This window comes from Streptomyces sp. GbtcB7 (genome assembly GCF_019091445.1).
GTDB lineage: Bacteria > Actinomycetota > Actinomycetes > Streptomycetales > Streptomycetaceae > Streptomyces > Streptomyces mirabilis.
This window is the reverse complement of record NZ_JAGXJM010000002.1, coordinates 253043-266510: the sequence shown is the minus strand read 5'-3', so window position 1 is coordinate 266510 and position 13468 is coordinate 253043. Positions and strand designations below refer to the sequence as shown.

15 protein-coding genes are annotated in these 13468 nt (G+C 71.6%); 1 reads left to right on the top strand and 14 read right to left on the bottom strand.

Translation table 11 applies throughout. The features are described from left to right. Positions 1–200 precede the first annotated feature (200 nt). From KVT44_RS04125 to KVT44_RS04095, 7 genes are all read right to left on the bottom strand, one after another. Positions 201–1562, bottom strand: coding sequence for a DUF692 domain-containing protein (locus KVT44_RS04125; protein WP_217566131.1), 1362 nt, complete (start codon positions 1560–1562; stop codon positions 201–203). Positions 1563–1748: 186 nt separating this feature from the next. Further along, a complete protein-coding gene (locus tag KVT44_RS04120; RefSeq protein ID WP_217566130.1) occupies positions 1749–2537 on the bottom strand; it encodes a DUF4142 domain-containing protein in 789 nt (262 codons plus the stop codon). Positions 2538–2656: 119 nt separating this feature from the next. Continuing rightward, complete coding sequence (locus tag KVT44_RS04115; RefSeq protein ID WP_217566129.1) at positions 2657–3295, bottom strand: TIGR03086 family metal-binding protein; 639 nt, start codon at positions 3293–3295, stop codon at positions 2657–2659. A gap of 116 nt (positions 3296–3411) precedes the next feature. Beyond that, a complete protein-coding gene (locus KVT44_RS04110) occupies positions 3412–4056 on the bottom strand; it encodes a TetR/AcrR family transcriptional regulator (protein ID WP_217566128.1) in 645 nt (214 codons plus the stop codon). A gap of 56 nt (positions 4057–4112) precedes the next feature. Further along, positions 4113–4916, bottom strand: coding sequence for a peptidyl-tRNA hydrolase (locus KVT44_RS04105; protein ID WP_217566127.1), 804 nt, complete (start codon positions 4914–4916; stop codon positions 4113–4115). Between the two features lie 37 nt (positions 4917–4953). Next, complete coding sequence (locus tag KVT44_RS04100) at positions 4954–5142, bottom strand: hypothetical protein (RefSeq protein WP_099920183.1); 189 nt, start codon at positions 5140–5142, stop codon at positions 4954–4956. Between the two features lie 31 nt (positions 5143–5173). Beyond that, positions 5174–6055, bottom strand: coding sequence for a polysaccharide deacetylase family protein (locus KVT44_RS04095; RefSeq protein WP_217566126.1), 882 nt, complete (start codon positions 6053–6055; stop codon positions 5174–5176). A 243-nt stretch (positions 6056–6298) separates the two neighbouring features. On the opposite strand from KVT44_RS04095, the gene KVT44_RS04090 reads away from it, so the two are divergent. Continuing rightward, positions 6299–6805 carry a hypothetical protein gene (locus tag KVT44_RS04090; RefSeq protein ID WP_217566125.1) on the top strand — a complete coding sequence of 169 codons (507 nt, stop codon included), beginning with the start codon at positions 6299–6301 and terminating at the stop codon, positions 6803–6805. A 120-nt stretch (positions 6806–6925) separates the two neighbouring features. Here the strand turns inward: KVT44_RS04090 and KVT44_RS04085 are convergent, their stop codons facing one another. The 7 genes from KVT44_RS04085 to KVT44_RS04055 form a co-directional block, all read right to left on the bottom strand. Continuing rightward, on the bottom strand, positions 6926–7759 hold the full coding sequence (locus tag KVT44_RS04085; RefSeq protein ID WP_254648973.1) for a PPK2 family polyphosphate kinase: 834 nt from the start codon (positions 7757–7759) through the stop codon (positions 6926–6928). A gap of 207 nt (positions 7760–7966) precedes the next feature. Beyond that, positions 7967–8401 carry a hypothetical protein gene (locus KVT44_RS04080; RefSeq protein ID WP_217566123.1) on the bottom strand — a complete coding sequence of 145 codons (435 nt, stop codon included), beginning with the start codon at positions 8399–8401 and terminating at the stop codon, positions 7967–7969. An 11-nt stretch (positions 8402–8412) separates the two neighbouring features. Continuing rightward, the gene (thrS, locus tag KVT44_RS04075; protein ID WP_308313908.1) at positions 8413–9678 is read right to left on the bottom strand and encodes a threonine--tRNA ligase; all 1266 of its coding nucleotides are present in this window, start codon (positions 9676–9678) and stop codon (positions 8413–8415) included. A gap of 170 nt (positions 9679–9848) precedes the next feature. Further along, positions 9849–10784 (bottom strand): slipin family protein, encoded by a 936-nt coding sequence (locus tag KVT44_RS04070; protein WP_099920179.1) that lies wholly within the window; start codon positions 10782–10784, stop codon positions 9849–9851. 110 nt (positions 10785–10894) lie between these two features. Next, positions 10895–12367 carry a SulP family inorganic anion transporter gene (locus KVT44_RS04065; RefSeq protein ID WP_099920178.1) on the bottom strand — a complete coding sequence of 491 codons (1473 nt, stop codon included), beginning with the start codon at positions 12365–12367 and terminating at the stop codon, positions 10895–10897. A gap of 8 nt (positions 12368–12375) precedes the next feature. Further along, entirely contained in the window at positions 12376–12954 is a 579-nt protein-coding gene (locus KVT44_RS04060) for a carbonic anhydrase (protein ID WP_099920177.1), read from the bottom strand. A 70-nt stretch (positions 12955–13024) separates the two neighbouring features. Beyond that, positions 13025–13363, bottom strand: a complete 339-nt coding sequence (locus KVT44_RS04055) for a hypothetical protein (protein WP_217566121.1) — start codon at positions 13361–13363, stop codon at positions 13025–13027. Between the last annotated feature and the right edge of the window lie 105 nt (positions 13364–13468).

Below are 13468 nucleotides of genomic sequence, written 5' to 3'. Positions count from 1 at the left end.
TACGAGGAGTAAGGGTTGCCGGGTGGGAGGAAGGCGCCGAATGGGGTGGTTCGACCGGAGTCCAGACCGTCAGGAAACCGTGGAAAACGGACGTCGGATCCGGTCGGACGGGGCCCGGTGTTAACCCCGGCACACTCTGCCGGGGCGAGGCACTACGGCGCGCGTAGGAGTGCGCGTCGGCTCCTGTGACGCGGGCGGGGTCAGCGGCGCAGCAGTACCCGTCGGGTCGCGCGGGCCAGCCGGGCCGTGGGCCGCCGCGACGGCGGGGTCGGGCCGGACCGCTCCAGCCACCACGCGCGCAGCCGCCGCCGCGTCTCCGCGTCCTCGGGGTGCCCCGCGAGCAGCATGTACTCGGCGAAGTCCAACGCGTCGCGCCGGTACCCACCGCCCATCGGATGCCCTTGCGCGTACGCGAGGAACGCCGGCCGGTACGCGTCCCCGAGGATCTCCGGCAGCTCCACCGCCACCTTCGCGACGACGTCCGCCCGCTTGGCCGCGAGCGCCCGCGCCTGCACACCCAGCCGCCCCCGGTCGAACCCCTCGGGTACGGGGGTACCCGCGACGAGCGCGGACAACAGCGCGGCCTGCCCGAGCGCCAGCCGCTGCCGCGCACCCACGGCCACGTCGGCCGCGTGGCTCCCGGCTGCCCCGGGGGTGCCGCTCGCAGGGGCGGCGGCCTCACCGGAGTGCGGGCCTGCCGGGGTTTCGGACGGCGTCACGACCCGTGCCCGCGCCTTCGTCAGGGTGACTCTGATCGCCCCGAGCTCCCTCTCCAGTTCGCCCGGGTCCGGGAAGTTCTCGTCGCGCTCCAGGAGGACCCCCGGTGGGGTCACGCGGGAGGCGAGGTCGGCCAGGATGTCGAGGACCTGCCGGGGGACGGGGTGGGCGTGGCTGTCGTGCCAGACGCCGTCCCGCTCGAAGCCGCCGGCGACGTGGACGTAGGCGATGGCCTCGACGGGGAGTTCGTCGAGGGCCTTCGAAGGGTCCTCGGCCCGGTTGACGTGGTTCGTGTGGAGGTTGGCCACGTCGATGAGGAGGCGTACGCCGGTGCGGTCCACCAGGTCGTACAGGAACTGCCCCTCGGTCATCTCCTCCCCGGGCCAGGAGATCAGCGCGGCGATGTTCTCGACCGCGAGCGGGACGGGAAGGGCCTCCTGCGCGATGCGGACGTTCTCGCACAGCACGTCGAGGGCGTCCCGGGTGCGGGGGACCGGCAGCAGGTGCCCGGCCTCCAGCGAGGGCGACGCGGTGAGCGCGCCCCCGGCCCGTACGAACGCGATGTGCTCCGTGACGAGTGGCGAGCCCAGCGCCTCGGCCCGCTCCGCGAGGGCGGCGAGCCGGGACTCCTCGGGCCGGTCCGCGCCACCGAGGCCGAGCGAGACCCCGTGCGGCACCACCGTGACGCCCCGCTCGCGCAGCCGCAGCAGCGACTCGGGGAGATGCCCGGGGCACAGGTTCTCCGCCACGGCCTCGACCCAGTCGATGCCGGGCATGCGCTCCACGGCCTCGGCGATCTCCGGCCGCCACCCGATGCCCGTTCCCAGCCGCCTCGGCTGTGTCATGTCGCCTCCTCCGTCACCGCTCGAACCCCGGCTGCTGCGACCCTGGCCGCTGTCTGCTCACGACGGACCCGTGTTCCGGCGTGACGGAGTCATGGCCCCGGGAACCGGGGCCGAACCCAAGTCGACGGACGTTCAGAGCAACATTTGAGGTTCCGTCGGCGCCCCGAGGCGCCGACGGCCGCACCGCTACCGCAGCACGTTGTCCGGATCCGAGGGCTCCGGCCGGGCGGTGTTGACCTGCCCCGGCGGCGCGGGCGACGGACTCGACGTGACGACGACGCCGTCGGCCGGCTGCACCGGCGGCGCGGAGGGCGCCGTGACGCCGGCGGCCGGCGCCGGGGGGCCGGTCGGGCTCGCGGTCGACAGGGCCGCCGTGTCGTTGGCGATGGCGTCGAAGTCGACGCTCCCGGTCTTCTCCAGGATGGTGATGTGGTCGAGCACGGTCTGGTTGGCGTCCGAGGCCAGCTGCCGGACCAGCGTGTTGCGGGTGGAGTTACGGACCGCGCCGATCGCCGGGAAGATCTTGCCGTGCGCGGCCCGCAGCAGGTTCACGAACTTCCGTTCGTATTCCGCGCCCGTCGCCGCGGTCATCTCCTGCAGCCAGCCCTGCTGCTGCGCGTTCGGCTGGTTCGGCAGCTCGACATTGAGCTGGGCCGCGATGACCCGCACCCGCTTGTCGAGGTCGGTGTGGCCGACGATCAGGTGGTCGCCCACCTCCTTGATCGCCTTGTTGGGGGCCCGCTCGAGCGCCTGCTGTCCCGCCGGCAGCTCCCAGAGTCCGGCCAGCCGCACGCGCACGATCAGATCGCGGTCGGCGGCGGACAGGGGCCCCCACTGTGTGTTCACCGTCCCCGCCGCCAGGTTCGCCTGCCCCGTGCCGGCGCGGTCGGCGTACGACCACACAGGGAACGCGAGCGCGCCGACCGTGGCGGCGAGCGCCGCGATGACGAAGGCAGAACCATTGATACGCCGCAAAATGAGCCTCCCGGGGGAAACCAACTGGTCGTTGGAAACCTGTACTTGGCCAGCGACGTGAGATACGTGCGGGGCGCCGGGAATGTTCAAGCGCGGCTAAAGCGAACCCTCGGTTCAGGTCAAATCAGCTGTGAATCCGCGCCGTCGGCCGACAGCGGCCACTTCTCCGGTGTACGTCCGAGCAGCCGCAGTGCCTCGTCCAGCGGATCCGCGCCCATGGGCACGTCGACCGGCGGCGCGAACGCGAACCCCGGCCCGCGACCGGCCGGATCCGTCGGTACGAGGCGGGCGACGGCCAGGGCCGCCCCGGGGACGTGGTCCGGCAGTTCGAGTCCGACGCCGAGCGTGGCGGCGACGTCCCACGCGTGCACCACGTAGTCGACGAAGTGGAAGCCCAGGGCCATCCCGCCGGGGAACCCGCCCCCGTCCCTGATCTCCGGCAGCACGAACTCCTCCTCTGTCACGCCCGGTTCGGTGAAAGCGGCCAGCACCGCCGTCGCCGCTCCCCGGTAGGTCCGCTCCGGGTCGCTCATGTCCTCCGGCTCCCGCCAGTACGCCGTCTCGTGCCCCGCTCCCCGGGCGGCGGCCGCGAACCCGTGGTGCTGCGCGGCCATGTGTGCCACCAGCCGCCGCAGCGTCCACCCCGCGCACGGTGTGTCCCGCTCCCAGTCCGTGCCCCGCGCCAGCCCGACGAGCCGCAGTGACTCGTACACGGCGATCCGGTCGAGCTCGACGATGTCCACTCCGGTCGATGTCATACGGCCGAGCATAAAACTGAGCGAACGATCGTGCTACTTGTTTTCCGCTGTGACGGTTCCCGCGTCGAAGGCTCGGCAGATCGGGAGAGCTCGGCGGGTCGGGAGAGCTCGGCAGGTCAGGAGGGCTCGGGCACGAGGGACGGGTCGGTCGCCGCCGCGCGCAGCCGGGAAAGGATGGCGACGCGGGCCCTGCGATAGACGTCCGTCTCGTCGCGCAGCACCGACACCGCGTTCGCCGTCTCCATCAACGCGATGAGCTCGAAGGCGAGTTGCGCGGCATCCGTGTCGGAGCGCAGCTCACCCAGGTCCCGGGCCTCGGTGATGGTGTGTTCCACATGGGCCGCCCAGTCCCGCTGGGTCTCCGCGACGGCGTCGTGCACGGGCCCCGACCGGGCGTCGAACTCGGCGATGACCTCGTAGAAGAAACAGCCGCCGGGGAAGACCCGGCCCTGGGAGTAGTCCAGCCAGAGTTCGCACAGCCGCCAGGTCCGGGCGACACCGGCGGGGGTCTCGGACGTGGGCCGGATCACCCGCTCGACGTAGATGCGCGCCGCTTCCCGCACGGTGGCCAGCTGCAGTTCCTGCTTGGAGCCGAAGAGCGCGAAGACTCCGCTCTTGCTGAGCTGGAGCTCGGTGGCGAGACGGCCCACGGACAGTGCTTCCAGTCCTTCGACCGAGGCGATGTCGACCGTGCGGCGGAGCACCAACTGCCGTGTGCGGTTGCCGCGTTCGACCCTGCCGTCCAGCCGGGTCCCGGCCATCGCGCCTCCTCGGGTCCGTAGGTCACTCAGGGTCGGTCGGGATCGGTCGGGGTCGGTCAGGAGCGCAGCGCCGGATGGTCGGCCACCACCGTGCACGACCCCGGCGCGATCTCCGTGAACCCGGCGTCGCGCACCAACGGCAGCCCGGAGGTGGTGAGTCCACTCCAGCGGGCCGGGTCGGCGGCGCGGACGGCGAGGGGGAAACCGGCGTCGCGCCAGGCCGCCCGCTGCTCGTCCGACAGTTCCCACCAGGCCAGCTGCGCGCCGTGCCCGGCCTGCGCCATCGTCTTGCCGGCCGACATGTCGAGATCGGGGTTGAGCCACAGCACCGGCGCCGTCGGGTCCGCGTCCACCGGCGGCTCCGGGTCGTCGAGGTCGGTGCCGGAGACCTGGAGCTTGACCAGGTCCTTCGGCCAGCCGTCCAGGGGGACCGGCGGGAAGACGCGCACCTCGGCGGACTTCCCGGTCACCGTGATGCCGGGCAGAGCCTCGGCCCGTCGCCACTCGGCGCCGCGCGCCCGTCGTACGACCTTGCGGATCCGGGCGTCCTGCCAGTCCCGCACCGCCTGCGCCCACTCGCCGTCCCCGAGGGCCCGCTCATCGCTGAGGATCGTCAGCACGGCGCGGGCCGCGGTCTCCAGCGCGTCCGTGCGTGCCGGGGGAGCGGCCTTCTCGATGCGCACGACCAGCGGCAGCACGAACTGCGGGGCCTCGTCGCGCGCGGTGCGCTCGGATCGGAAGGGGCTGTCCTCGGCCGAGCCGGGTACGTCGGGTCGGCCGGGTGCGTCGGCTACGGTCGGGTCGCTGCTCACGCCCTCCAGTGTGCCAGGCGGAAGATCGGTTCTTCGGCGGGCGGTCATGCCACCGTCACCGTCACCGTCACCGTCATTGTCACCGTCACCCGGAACAGGCGGTCCGCTGTGCCTCCTGCCACTCGCAGACGGGGCACAGCGTGATCCCCTTGTACGACTCCGGGTACTCGGTCGGCTTCCGGCACAGCACGCACTCGGCGAACGGCGGCCCGGCGTCGGTCGGGTCCGGTGTCGGGGTGGGGGCCGCCGGGGTGGCGCAGTAGTCGTCGCTCATGGCCCCAGCGTAGGCCGGGACCGGAGCACGCCTACGTGGTGCCGTGCCGCTCGCCCTGCGTCGCCGAGCCGATCATCTCGGAGACCTTCACGAAGCGGAAACCCTTCTTCCGTAGCTCGGGGACGATCGTCCGCAGGGCCTGTTCGGTCACCGGAGCCGCGCTGCGCGTGCAGTGCATGACGACGACGGATCCGGGCTTCACACCCTCCAGCACCTGCCGGGCCACGGCGTCGGCGTCGGTCGCGAAGGCGTCCCCGCTGACGACGTCCCACTGCACGGCGGTCACGCCCACGGCGCTCAGCGTGCGCAGGGCCTGCTGGTCGTAGCACCCGCCGGGGAACCGGAAGTAGGGCATCGCGTGGGGCACGCCCGCCCTCTTGAAGGCGGCGTAGGCCTCCTCCACCTCGGCCCGCATCCGCTCCTGGGGCACGATGGGCAGGCCGTAGCAGTTGTCGGTGAAGGCGTAGTGGCTGTACGAGTGGTTGGCGACCTCGAACAGCGGGTCCTGCCCGATGGCCCTGGCCTCCTTGGGGTACTCGTCGGCCCAGCGTCCGGTCATGAACAGGGTCGCCGGCACCTTGAACGCGCGCAGCGTGGCGATCAGTTCGGGGTTGTCGAAGTGCTCCCCGGCCGCGGCGCGTGGACCCTCGTCGGCGGTCATGTCCGCGTCGAAGGTCAGCGCGACGGTCTTGTCCTGCGTGCGCGGACCGTTGGTGAAGACGGGGGTGATACCGCTGGAGCCGGGGGCGAGTGTGGGGGGTCGCGAGGGCTGGGCGTCTGTGCTGCCGGAGGCCGACGCGGGGTGCCCTGGGCGGGCGGCGTGCGGGGTTCCTGGGGTCCCGCAGGCGGCGAGCACGACCCCGAGTGTGCCGAGGGCGCAGGTCGCGACGAATCGTCGTACTGGAATGATCACCCGATGAAGATATGTGGGCAATACTTACTATTCGCCCATTGTCCGCACGTGCCCGGCGACGGGGGCAAGGAAGTCACCCGGCTGGACCCGGCGAGACGCGCGCCGCCTCTCACGCCGCCTCTCACGCCGTCTCGTACGTCGGTCTCGTACGCCGGTTCCCATTTCCCGTGTCCGCGTGCAGGATCGAACCCCTGTCGCGACCGATCCGAACGGCAGGACCGACGCGAGACGGGGTGGGTACCGGTGCCGAACCGGCGACGCGTTGCTCCACCGGTCCTCCTCTTCACCGCGATCGCCCTGCTGGCGAGCGGATGCTTCCTGGGGCCGTCGGATCCGGCGGACACGACGGTGGCCGGGGCCAGGGCCGAAGGGGAGACGATCGTCGTCAAGATCCCGCTCTGTCCCTCCGACGAACTGCGACGGGTGGAGGTCACGGACTGGGACAAGGCCGAGGACACGAACCCGCCGATCGTCTGGTGGGCCTCCGGTCCGAGGACGGCATCGGCGAAGAGCGGCGTCGTCAGGCTCTGGTCCGCCGAGGGGTTCGACCGTCATGCGGCGAAGCCCGCCCCGCTGCCGCGCACCCTCGATGTGGCGTACCTGGACCCCTCGGGTGAGGGGCGCGACTACGTGGTGAGCCTGCGTACGGTCGCCGCCGCGAAACTGAAGCCCGGTCAGTACTGGACCGACGACGGCCCGAGGACCGCCGCCCAGATCGACGCCCAACTCGACTGCCACACGGTCACCTGAGCGGGTCCGCCCACGATCAGGACGATGACCAGTCGCATGTGACGTCGAGGGAGCGGACGTGGGCCACCACGCCTTCGGGTTCCAGGAGTCCGATGACGGTGACCTTCGCCGATCCGCAGGTCAGGTTTCCGTCAGCAGCCGCTGTCTGGCCTCCGCCACGTCGAAGTCGGCCTTCGGGTACTGCGGGGCCAGTGTCTCGAGGTGTTCCAGGAGCAGGGTGCTGATCGCCCAGTTCCGGTACCACTTGCGGTCGGCGGGGACGAGGAACCAGGGGGCCTCCGGTGTGGAGCAGCGCTCCAGGGCGATCTCGTACGCCTTCTGGTACGCGGGCCACAGTTCACGGTCGTCGATGTCGTCGGGGCTGAACTTCCAGTGCTTGTCGGGGTTGTCGAGCCGTTGGAGGAGCCGGCGGCGCTGCTGGTCGTAGGAGATGTGCAGGAAGCACTTCACCACGGTGACGCCGTCGTCGGCGAGGGACTTCTCGAAACGGTTGATCTCGCCGTAACGGTGGGCGATCTCCTTGCGGGGAGCCAGTTCGCGGACGCGGGCGATCAGGACGTCCTCGTAGTGCGAGCGGTCGAAGATGCCGATCTCGCCGGGTTCGGGCAGGGCCCGTCTGATCCGCCAGAGGAAGGAGTGCCCACGCTCCTCGGCGGTCGGCGCCTTGAAGCCCCGGATGCGGCAGCCCGCGGGGTTGAAATGCCCGATGACGTGCTTGACCGTGCCGCCCTTGCCGCTGGTGTCCATGCCCTGAAGGATCAGCAGGACCCGGCGGCGGTCACCCGCCGTGCTCGCGGCCCACAGGCGTTCCTGCAGGTCGGCGAGGCGTTCGACCATCTGGGCGATGGCGGCAAGCCCGGCGGCCTTGTCGCGCGGACCGGCGGGTGTGGCCCTGGCGTCGTACGAGGAGAGGTCGACGTCCTTGCCGCCGGGAACGCGCAGCAGGCGGCGCAGCGGGGCCGGTTCCCTGCCCTTGCGCCGTTCGCCGTCCTTCGGGCCCGCGCCGTCCCTCGGGCCCTTGCCGTCCTTCTTGGCCACCGCGTACCCCTTCCGGCCGTGTCCCTCGATGGTGCGACGGGAGCCGGGTACCCGCGAGTCGTGCTCAGGCCTCTTCGAGGGTGACCAGGACGGCCGGTCGCGGACGGCTGTCGGGGTCGATGTTCACGAGAAGCCGTCCCCCAGGACCCCGCACGTGGCACCGAGCGCCTCCGGACCGCCCCAGGTGTCGAAGTCGGTCGGTTTCGGCAGACGGTTGGCGGTCAGCCACCTCTGGATGTCGACGGACGTGGCGCGGAACTCCATCCTCAGGACCGTCCTGCCGGTTGTGCCCGTCGGGGTCCCGGCCCGTGGGCGGAGACGAGCGGTGTCGTAGCGCAGGTCCGTCGCGTGCTCGGGCAGCGCCGGCGCGGCCGCGCCGGCCTGCTCCGCCAGCGGCACGGTGCTGTCGGAGCAGGCCCGCGCGTCCGTCCGCGGGAACACCGGGCGGAGTTCCGCGTACAGCGCCCCGCGCCCGGCCGGCGCGAAGACCGCTCCCAGCACGGCCACCGACCGCCACCGCTGTCTCAACCACCCCTGGTGCACCGGCAGTTTGTCCACGGCGCGGAAATCTAGCCGATCAGCTCGGTGCTGTGGGCGCGGACGAGACGGGTGATGCGGTCCAGCGCCTCGGCGGCGGGCTGCGGGTCGAGTCGGCGGCCGTCGCGCAGGCGCAGGGCGATCTCGTCGGCCGCGGTCTCCCGGGGGCCGATCACCGCCTGGTACGGGACCAGACGGGCGGCGCGGATCCGGGCGCCGAGGGTGCCCTGGTCGGGAGTGATGAGCCGGGCTCGTAGACCCCGGTCCAGGCAGCGGCGTACGAGATCGGCCGCCTGTTCGACCTCGGCCCGCGCGTCGGAGACGGGCAGGGCCACCAGCTGGGTCGGGGCGAGCCAGGGCGGGAAGGCACCGCCGTGCGCCTCGATGAGATGGGCGACGGCTCGTTCCAGGCTGCCGATGACACTGCGGTGGACCATGACCGGCCGGTGTTTCGCCCCGTCGGCGCCGATGTAGTGCAGGTCGAAGCGTTCGGGCTGGTGGAAGTCGATCTGGACGGTGGAGAGGGTGGACTCCCGGCCCGCCGGATCGGCGATCTGGACGTCGATCTTGGGGCCGTAGAACGCGGCCTCGCCCTCGACGGCCTCGTACGCCACTCCGGAGCGGTCGAGGACCTCGCGCAGCAGCGCCGCCGAGCGCCGCCACAGCTCGGGGTCGGCGACGTACTTGCCGCCGGGGCCGGGCAGGGAGAGCCGGTGGCGGGCCGCGCGGATGCCCATCGCCTCGTACGCCCGATGGATCAACCCCAGTGCCGCCAACGCCTCTTCGGTGACCTGCTCCAGGGTGCAGAAGAGGTGCGCGTCGTTGAGCTGGATGGCGCGTACGCGGGTGAGGCCGCCGAGGACACCGGACGCCTCGGAGCGGTACATCCCGCCCAACTCGGCCATGCGGAGCGGGAGTTCGCGGTAACTGTGGGAGCGGGAGCGGTAGATGAGCGCGTGGTGGGGACACAGGCTCGGGCGCAGCACCACCTGCTCGCCGCCGAGTTCCATCGGCGGGAACATGTCCTCGCTGTAGTGCGACCAGTGCCCGGAGATCTCGTACAGCTCGCGCTTGCCCAGCACCGGTGAGTACACGTGCTGGTAGCCCGCGCGTCGCTCGGCGTCGCGGACGTACTCCTCCAGGGCGTGGCGCACGGCCGCGCCGTCGGGCAGCCAGTAGGGCAGGCCCGCGCCCATCAGGGGATCGGTGTCGAACAGGTCCAGTTCACGGCCGAGGCGGCGGTGGTCGGGGAGGGCGGTCATGGTGGTCTCCTCGCTTCTCGAGGGGCGGGTGACCACACGGCGAAGCCCCGGGGCACTCGCCCCGGGGCTTCGGACTCGTCAGCAGTCAGCGCGCCGGGACACTCTCCGGCGTCGTCGTCTTCACAGCGGCACGCTTCATGGCAGGGACGCTAGCAGGGAGTCGACGGGCGGTCGCGGCAATTAGTGGGGGCAACGGGTGGGGGCGATCAGTCGGGGCCAAGGAGAGGGCTCGCGCCGGGGTTGTCGAGCGGGAACTCGTCGTCCTCCGCCTCCTCGCGGCTGAACTTGTCACCCTTGGGTTCATCGAGCACGAACTCGTCGTCCTTGTGCTCGTCGGGCCGCGGACGCGTCGGTATCTGCTCCACTGTCGGCGCCCCCGGCTGGACTTGCGCCCGTTCCAGGAACCGCAGCAGTTCCACCGGGAAGGGGAGCACGAGGGTGGAGTTCTTCTCGGCGGCGACCGCCACCACGGTCTGCAGCAGCCGCAGTTGGAGCGCGGCGGGCTGTTCGGACATCACCCCGGCGGCCTCCGCCAGCTTCTTCGACGCCTGCAGCTCGGCGTCCGCGTTGATGATGCGCGCGCGCCGTTCACGGTCGGCCTCGGCCTGCCGGGCCATCGACCGTTTCATCGTCTCCGGCAGCGACACGTCCTTGATCTCGACCCGGTCGATCTGCACACCCCAGCCCATGGCCGGACTGTCGATCATCAGCTCCAGGCCCTGGTTGAGCTTCTCCCGGTTGGAGAGCAGATCGTCCAGGTCGCTCTTGCCGATGATCGAACGCAGCGAGGTCTGCGCCATCTGCGAGACGGCGAAGCGGTAGTCCTCGACCTGGATGACCGCGTCGGCCGCGTCGACCACCTTGAAGTAGATGACCGCGTCGACCCGGACCGTGACGTTGTCCCGCGTGATGCCGTCCTGCGCGGGGACGGGCATCGTCACGATCTGCATGTTGACCTTACGCAGCCGGTCCACACCGGGGATGATCATGGTGAACCCGGGCGGCCTGATGCCACCCCGGAGCCGCCCGAGCCGGAGCACCACGCCCCGCTCGTACTGCTTGACGACCCGGGCCGCCGCGACGACGTACACCACCCCCGCGGTACCGACCACCGCGGCCGTGGCCAAGAGCTCATCGAGCATGACGACCCCCTTTCGAGCCGCCGCATACCACCACTAATCCCACGATATGCCTCACGCGGGCTCACGGTCGAGGGTTCCCCCGACCGCGAGCCCCGTGGGTCAGCCGGTGGTCAGCCGGTGGTCATCTTCACCGGTTCCGTCCCCGCCTCACTGTGCCGCGCCGACCAGTTCTCCAGCGCGGTGCGGCAGGCGTGATCGAGGTGGTGCAGGCCGGAGAGGTCCAGCTCGACCGGGCGGTCCTGGGGCAGTGCCTCGAGGCTGTCGAGGATCTTCGGCAGCCTCAGGAAGGTCGCGTTGCCCGACAGATACGCCTGGACGGGGCCCGCACCCTTGTCTATGACCTCCAGGCGGACGTGCGAGGCCTCCCACGCCGTCTTGACGATCGCCAGCGCGAGCCCGATGAGCACCCCCTCGAACATGCTGACGGCGACGATCGACACCGCCGTGACGACGAGGATCAGCGCCTCGCCCCGGTGCTCGCGCCACAGCGAGACGACCTCGCGCAGCGGGACCAGCTTCCAGCCCGCGTGCACCAGGATGCCGGCGAGGGCGGGCAGCGGGATGACGCCGAGCGCGGCGGGCAGCAGCGCCGCGAACAGCAGCAGCCAGACGCCGTGCAGCACGCGGGACGCCTTCGTCCGCGCGCCCGCCTGGACGTTCGCCGCGCTGCGCACGATCACCGCGGTCATCGGCAGCGCGCCGAGCAGTCCGCAGACCGTGTTGCCCGCGCCCTGCGCCATCAGTTCCCTGTCGTACTCGGTCCGGGGGCCGTCGTGCAGTCGGTCCACGGCCGCCGCGCTGAACAGCGACTCGGCGGAGGCGATCAGCGTGAAGGCGAGCACCGTGCCGAGCACGCCCACGCTCGCGAGCTCCCCGAAGGCCTCCGGGCTCGGCAGCTGGATCGAGCCGACCAGCCCCCGCACCTCGACCTTGGCCACCGGGAGCCCGAACCCCGAGGCCACCAGGGTGGCCAGCACGACCGCGCCGAGGGCCCCCGGCACCGCACGCACCCGGCGCGGCAGCCGCCGCCACAGGACGAGCACGGCGATCGTGCCCGCCCCGAGTCCGACCGAGGCCAGCGCCTCGGTGCTGCGGGCCGCGTCGACGACGGCCTCCGGTAGTCCGGCGAGCTTGTCGAGTCCGGAGGCGGGGGCCTTGAGCCCGGCCATCGAGTAGAGCTGGCCCGCGATCAGCACGAGGCCGATCCCGGCGAGCATGCCCTCGACGACGGCCACCGAGATGGCCCGGAAGTAGCGCCCCAGCTTCAGGGCGCCCATGAGGAGTTGGAGCACACCCGTGGCGAGCACGACGACTCCGAGGACGGCGAGCCCGTACTCCCGTACGGCCTCGTAGACCAGCACGGTCAGTCCGGCCGCCGGGCCCGACACCTGAAGGCTGCTGCCGCGCATCAGGCCGGTGACGAGACCACCCACGATGCCGGTGACCAGGCCGAGTTCCGCCGGGACACCGGAGGCGACGGCGACGCCCACGCACAGCGGCAGGGCGACCAGGAACACGACGATCGAGGCGGCGAAGTCCTGCCGCAGGTGGGGGAGTTTGCCCATGAGGCTCGACGTGTTCATCGCGCGGCTCACAGGGCCTCGAAGGTGTCGGTGTGCGCACGGTGTTCGCGCACGGCTCCGGTGTGGACCTCGTAGTACCAGCCGTGCAGACGCAGCCGACCCGTCGTCAGGGCCCTGTCCACACACGGGTATCCGCGGAGCCTGAGCAGTTGCGCGAGGACGTGGTTCTGCACCGCGTCGGCGACGGTGGGGTCGTCGCCCGGTGCGTCGGACGGGCGCTGCGCCTGCGCGAGCCAGTCGCGCACGGCGGGTACGGCCGTCAGGTCCTCGCCGCGCACCAGCGCGCCGACGGCACCGCAGTGCGAATGGCCGCAGACCACGATCTCGGACACGCCGAGCACGTCCACCGCGTACTCGACGGTGGCCGCCTCGGAGGTCGGCCGGCCGGGGACGTAGGGCGGGACGATGTTGCCCGCGGTGCGCAGCTCGAAGAGCTCGCCCGGGCGGGCGCCGGTGATCAGGGCCGGAACGACCCGGGAGTCGGAGCAGGTGATGAACAGGACCTGCGGGGACTGGCCGTCGGCGAGCGAGGCGAACTCCTCGGGCCGCCGGCCGAAGGAGCGGGCATGGTCGATGAGGGGCTGCATGTCAGTTCCTCCTGGCGCGCCCTGAGGGCGCGTCGGCTTACAAGACGGAGCGTGGGGGGACGCGCTCCGCTCAGCAGCGGAAGACCTGAAGTACGGCGGGGGAGTGGGCGGTCGAGGATCTCGACGTGCGCGGGTGCGCCGGGGCGGGCGCGAGCGGCGCGTACGAGGCCGCGGGGTCGCTCGCGAGCAGGGCGCGCGGGGGTGTGTCGGGGACGAGATCCTCGTCGCGGGTCCGCTGGCGGGCGCCCAGAGGGGGTGCCACCTTGTGCGGATGCTCCGCTTCGGCGCAGGAGACGACTTCGCCCCTGTGCGCGGACGCGAACGCCTCGGTGGGAGCGAAGAGCTGGAGGCTGATCAGGACGGCGGCGAGTACCACGTACAGGGGTCGGGCCGTCGCACCTCGTAACATGCGCCCCCTCCCGGCGTCCCATCCTCCATGTCAATACATAGGTTAACGCGGCAAGTTGTTTGCAGGGTTAACTCGACGTTTCACAGTGAAGTGGGCCGAAAACGC

What these genes read in the sequence shown, in the direction of transcription:
- KVT44_RS04125 (WP_217566131.1), bottom strand. Translation starts at nt 1,562, where the DNA reads ATGACACAGCCGAGGCGGCTGGGAACGGGCATCGGGTGGCGGCCGGAG.
- KVT44_RS04115 (WP_217566129.1), bottom strand. Translation starts at nt 3,295, where the DNA reads ATGACATCGACCGGAGTGGACATCGTCGAGCTCGACCGGATCGCCGTG.
- KVT44_RS04110 (WP_217566128.1), bottom strand. Translation starts at nt 4,056, where the DNA reads ATGGCCGGGACCCGGCTGGACGGCAGGGTCGAACGCGGCAACCGCACA.
- KVT44_RS04105 (WP_217566127.1), bottom strand. Translation starts at nt 4,916, where the DNA reads ATGACCGCCCGCCGAAGAACCGATCTTCCGCCTGGCACACTGGAGGGC.
- KVT44_RS04100 (WP_099920183.1), bottom strand. Translation starts at nt 5,142, where the DNA reads ATGAGCGACGACTACTGCGCCACCCCGGCGGCCCCCACCCCGACACCG.
- KVT44_RS04070 (WP_099920179.1), bottom strand. Translation starts at nt 10,784, where the DNA reads ATGCTCGATGAGCTCTTGGCCACGGCCGCGGTGGTCGGTACCGCGGGG.
- KVT44_RS04065 (WP_099920178.1), bottom strand. Translation starts at nt 12,367, where the DNA reads ATGAACACGTCGAGCCTCATGGGCAAACTCCCCCACCTGCGGCAGGAC.
- KVT44_RS04060 (WP_099920177.1), bottom strand. Translation starts at nt 12,954, where the DNA reads ATGCAGCCCCTCATCGACCATGCCCGCTCCTTCGGCCGGCGGCCCGAG.
- KVT44_RS04055 (WP_217566121.1), bottom strand. Translation starts at nt 13,363, where the DNA reads ATGTTACGAGGTGCGACGGCCCGACCCCTGTACGTGGTACTCGCCGCC.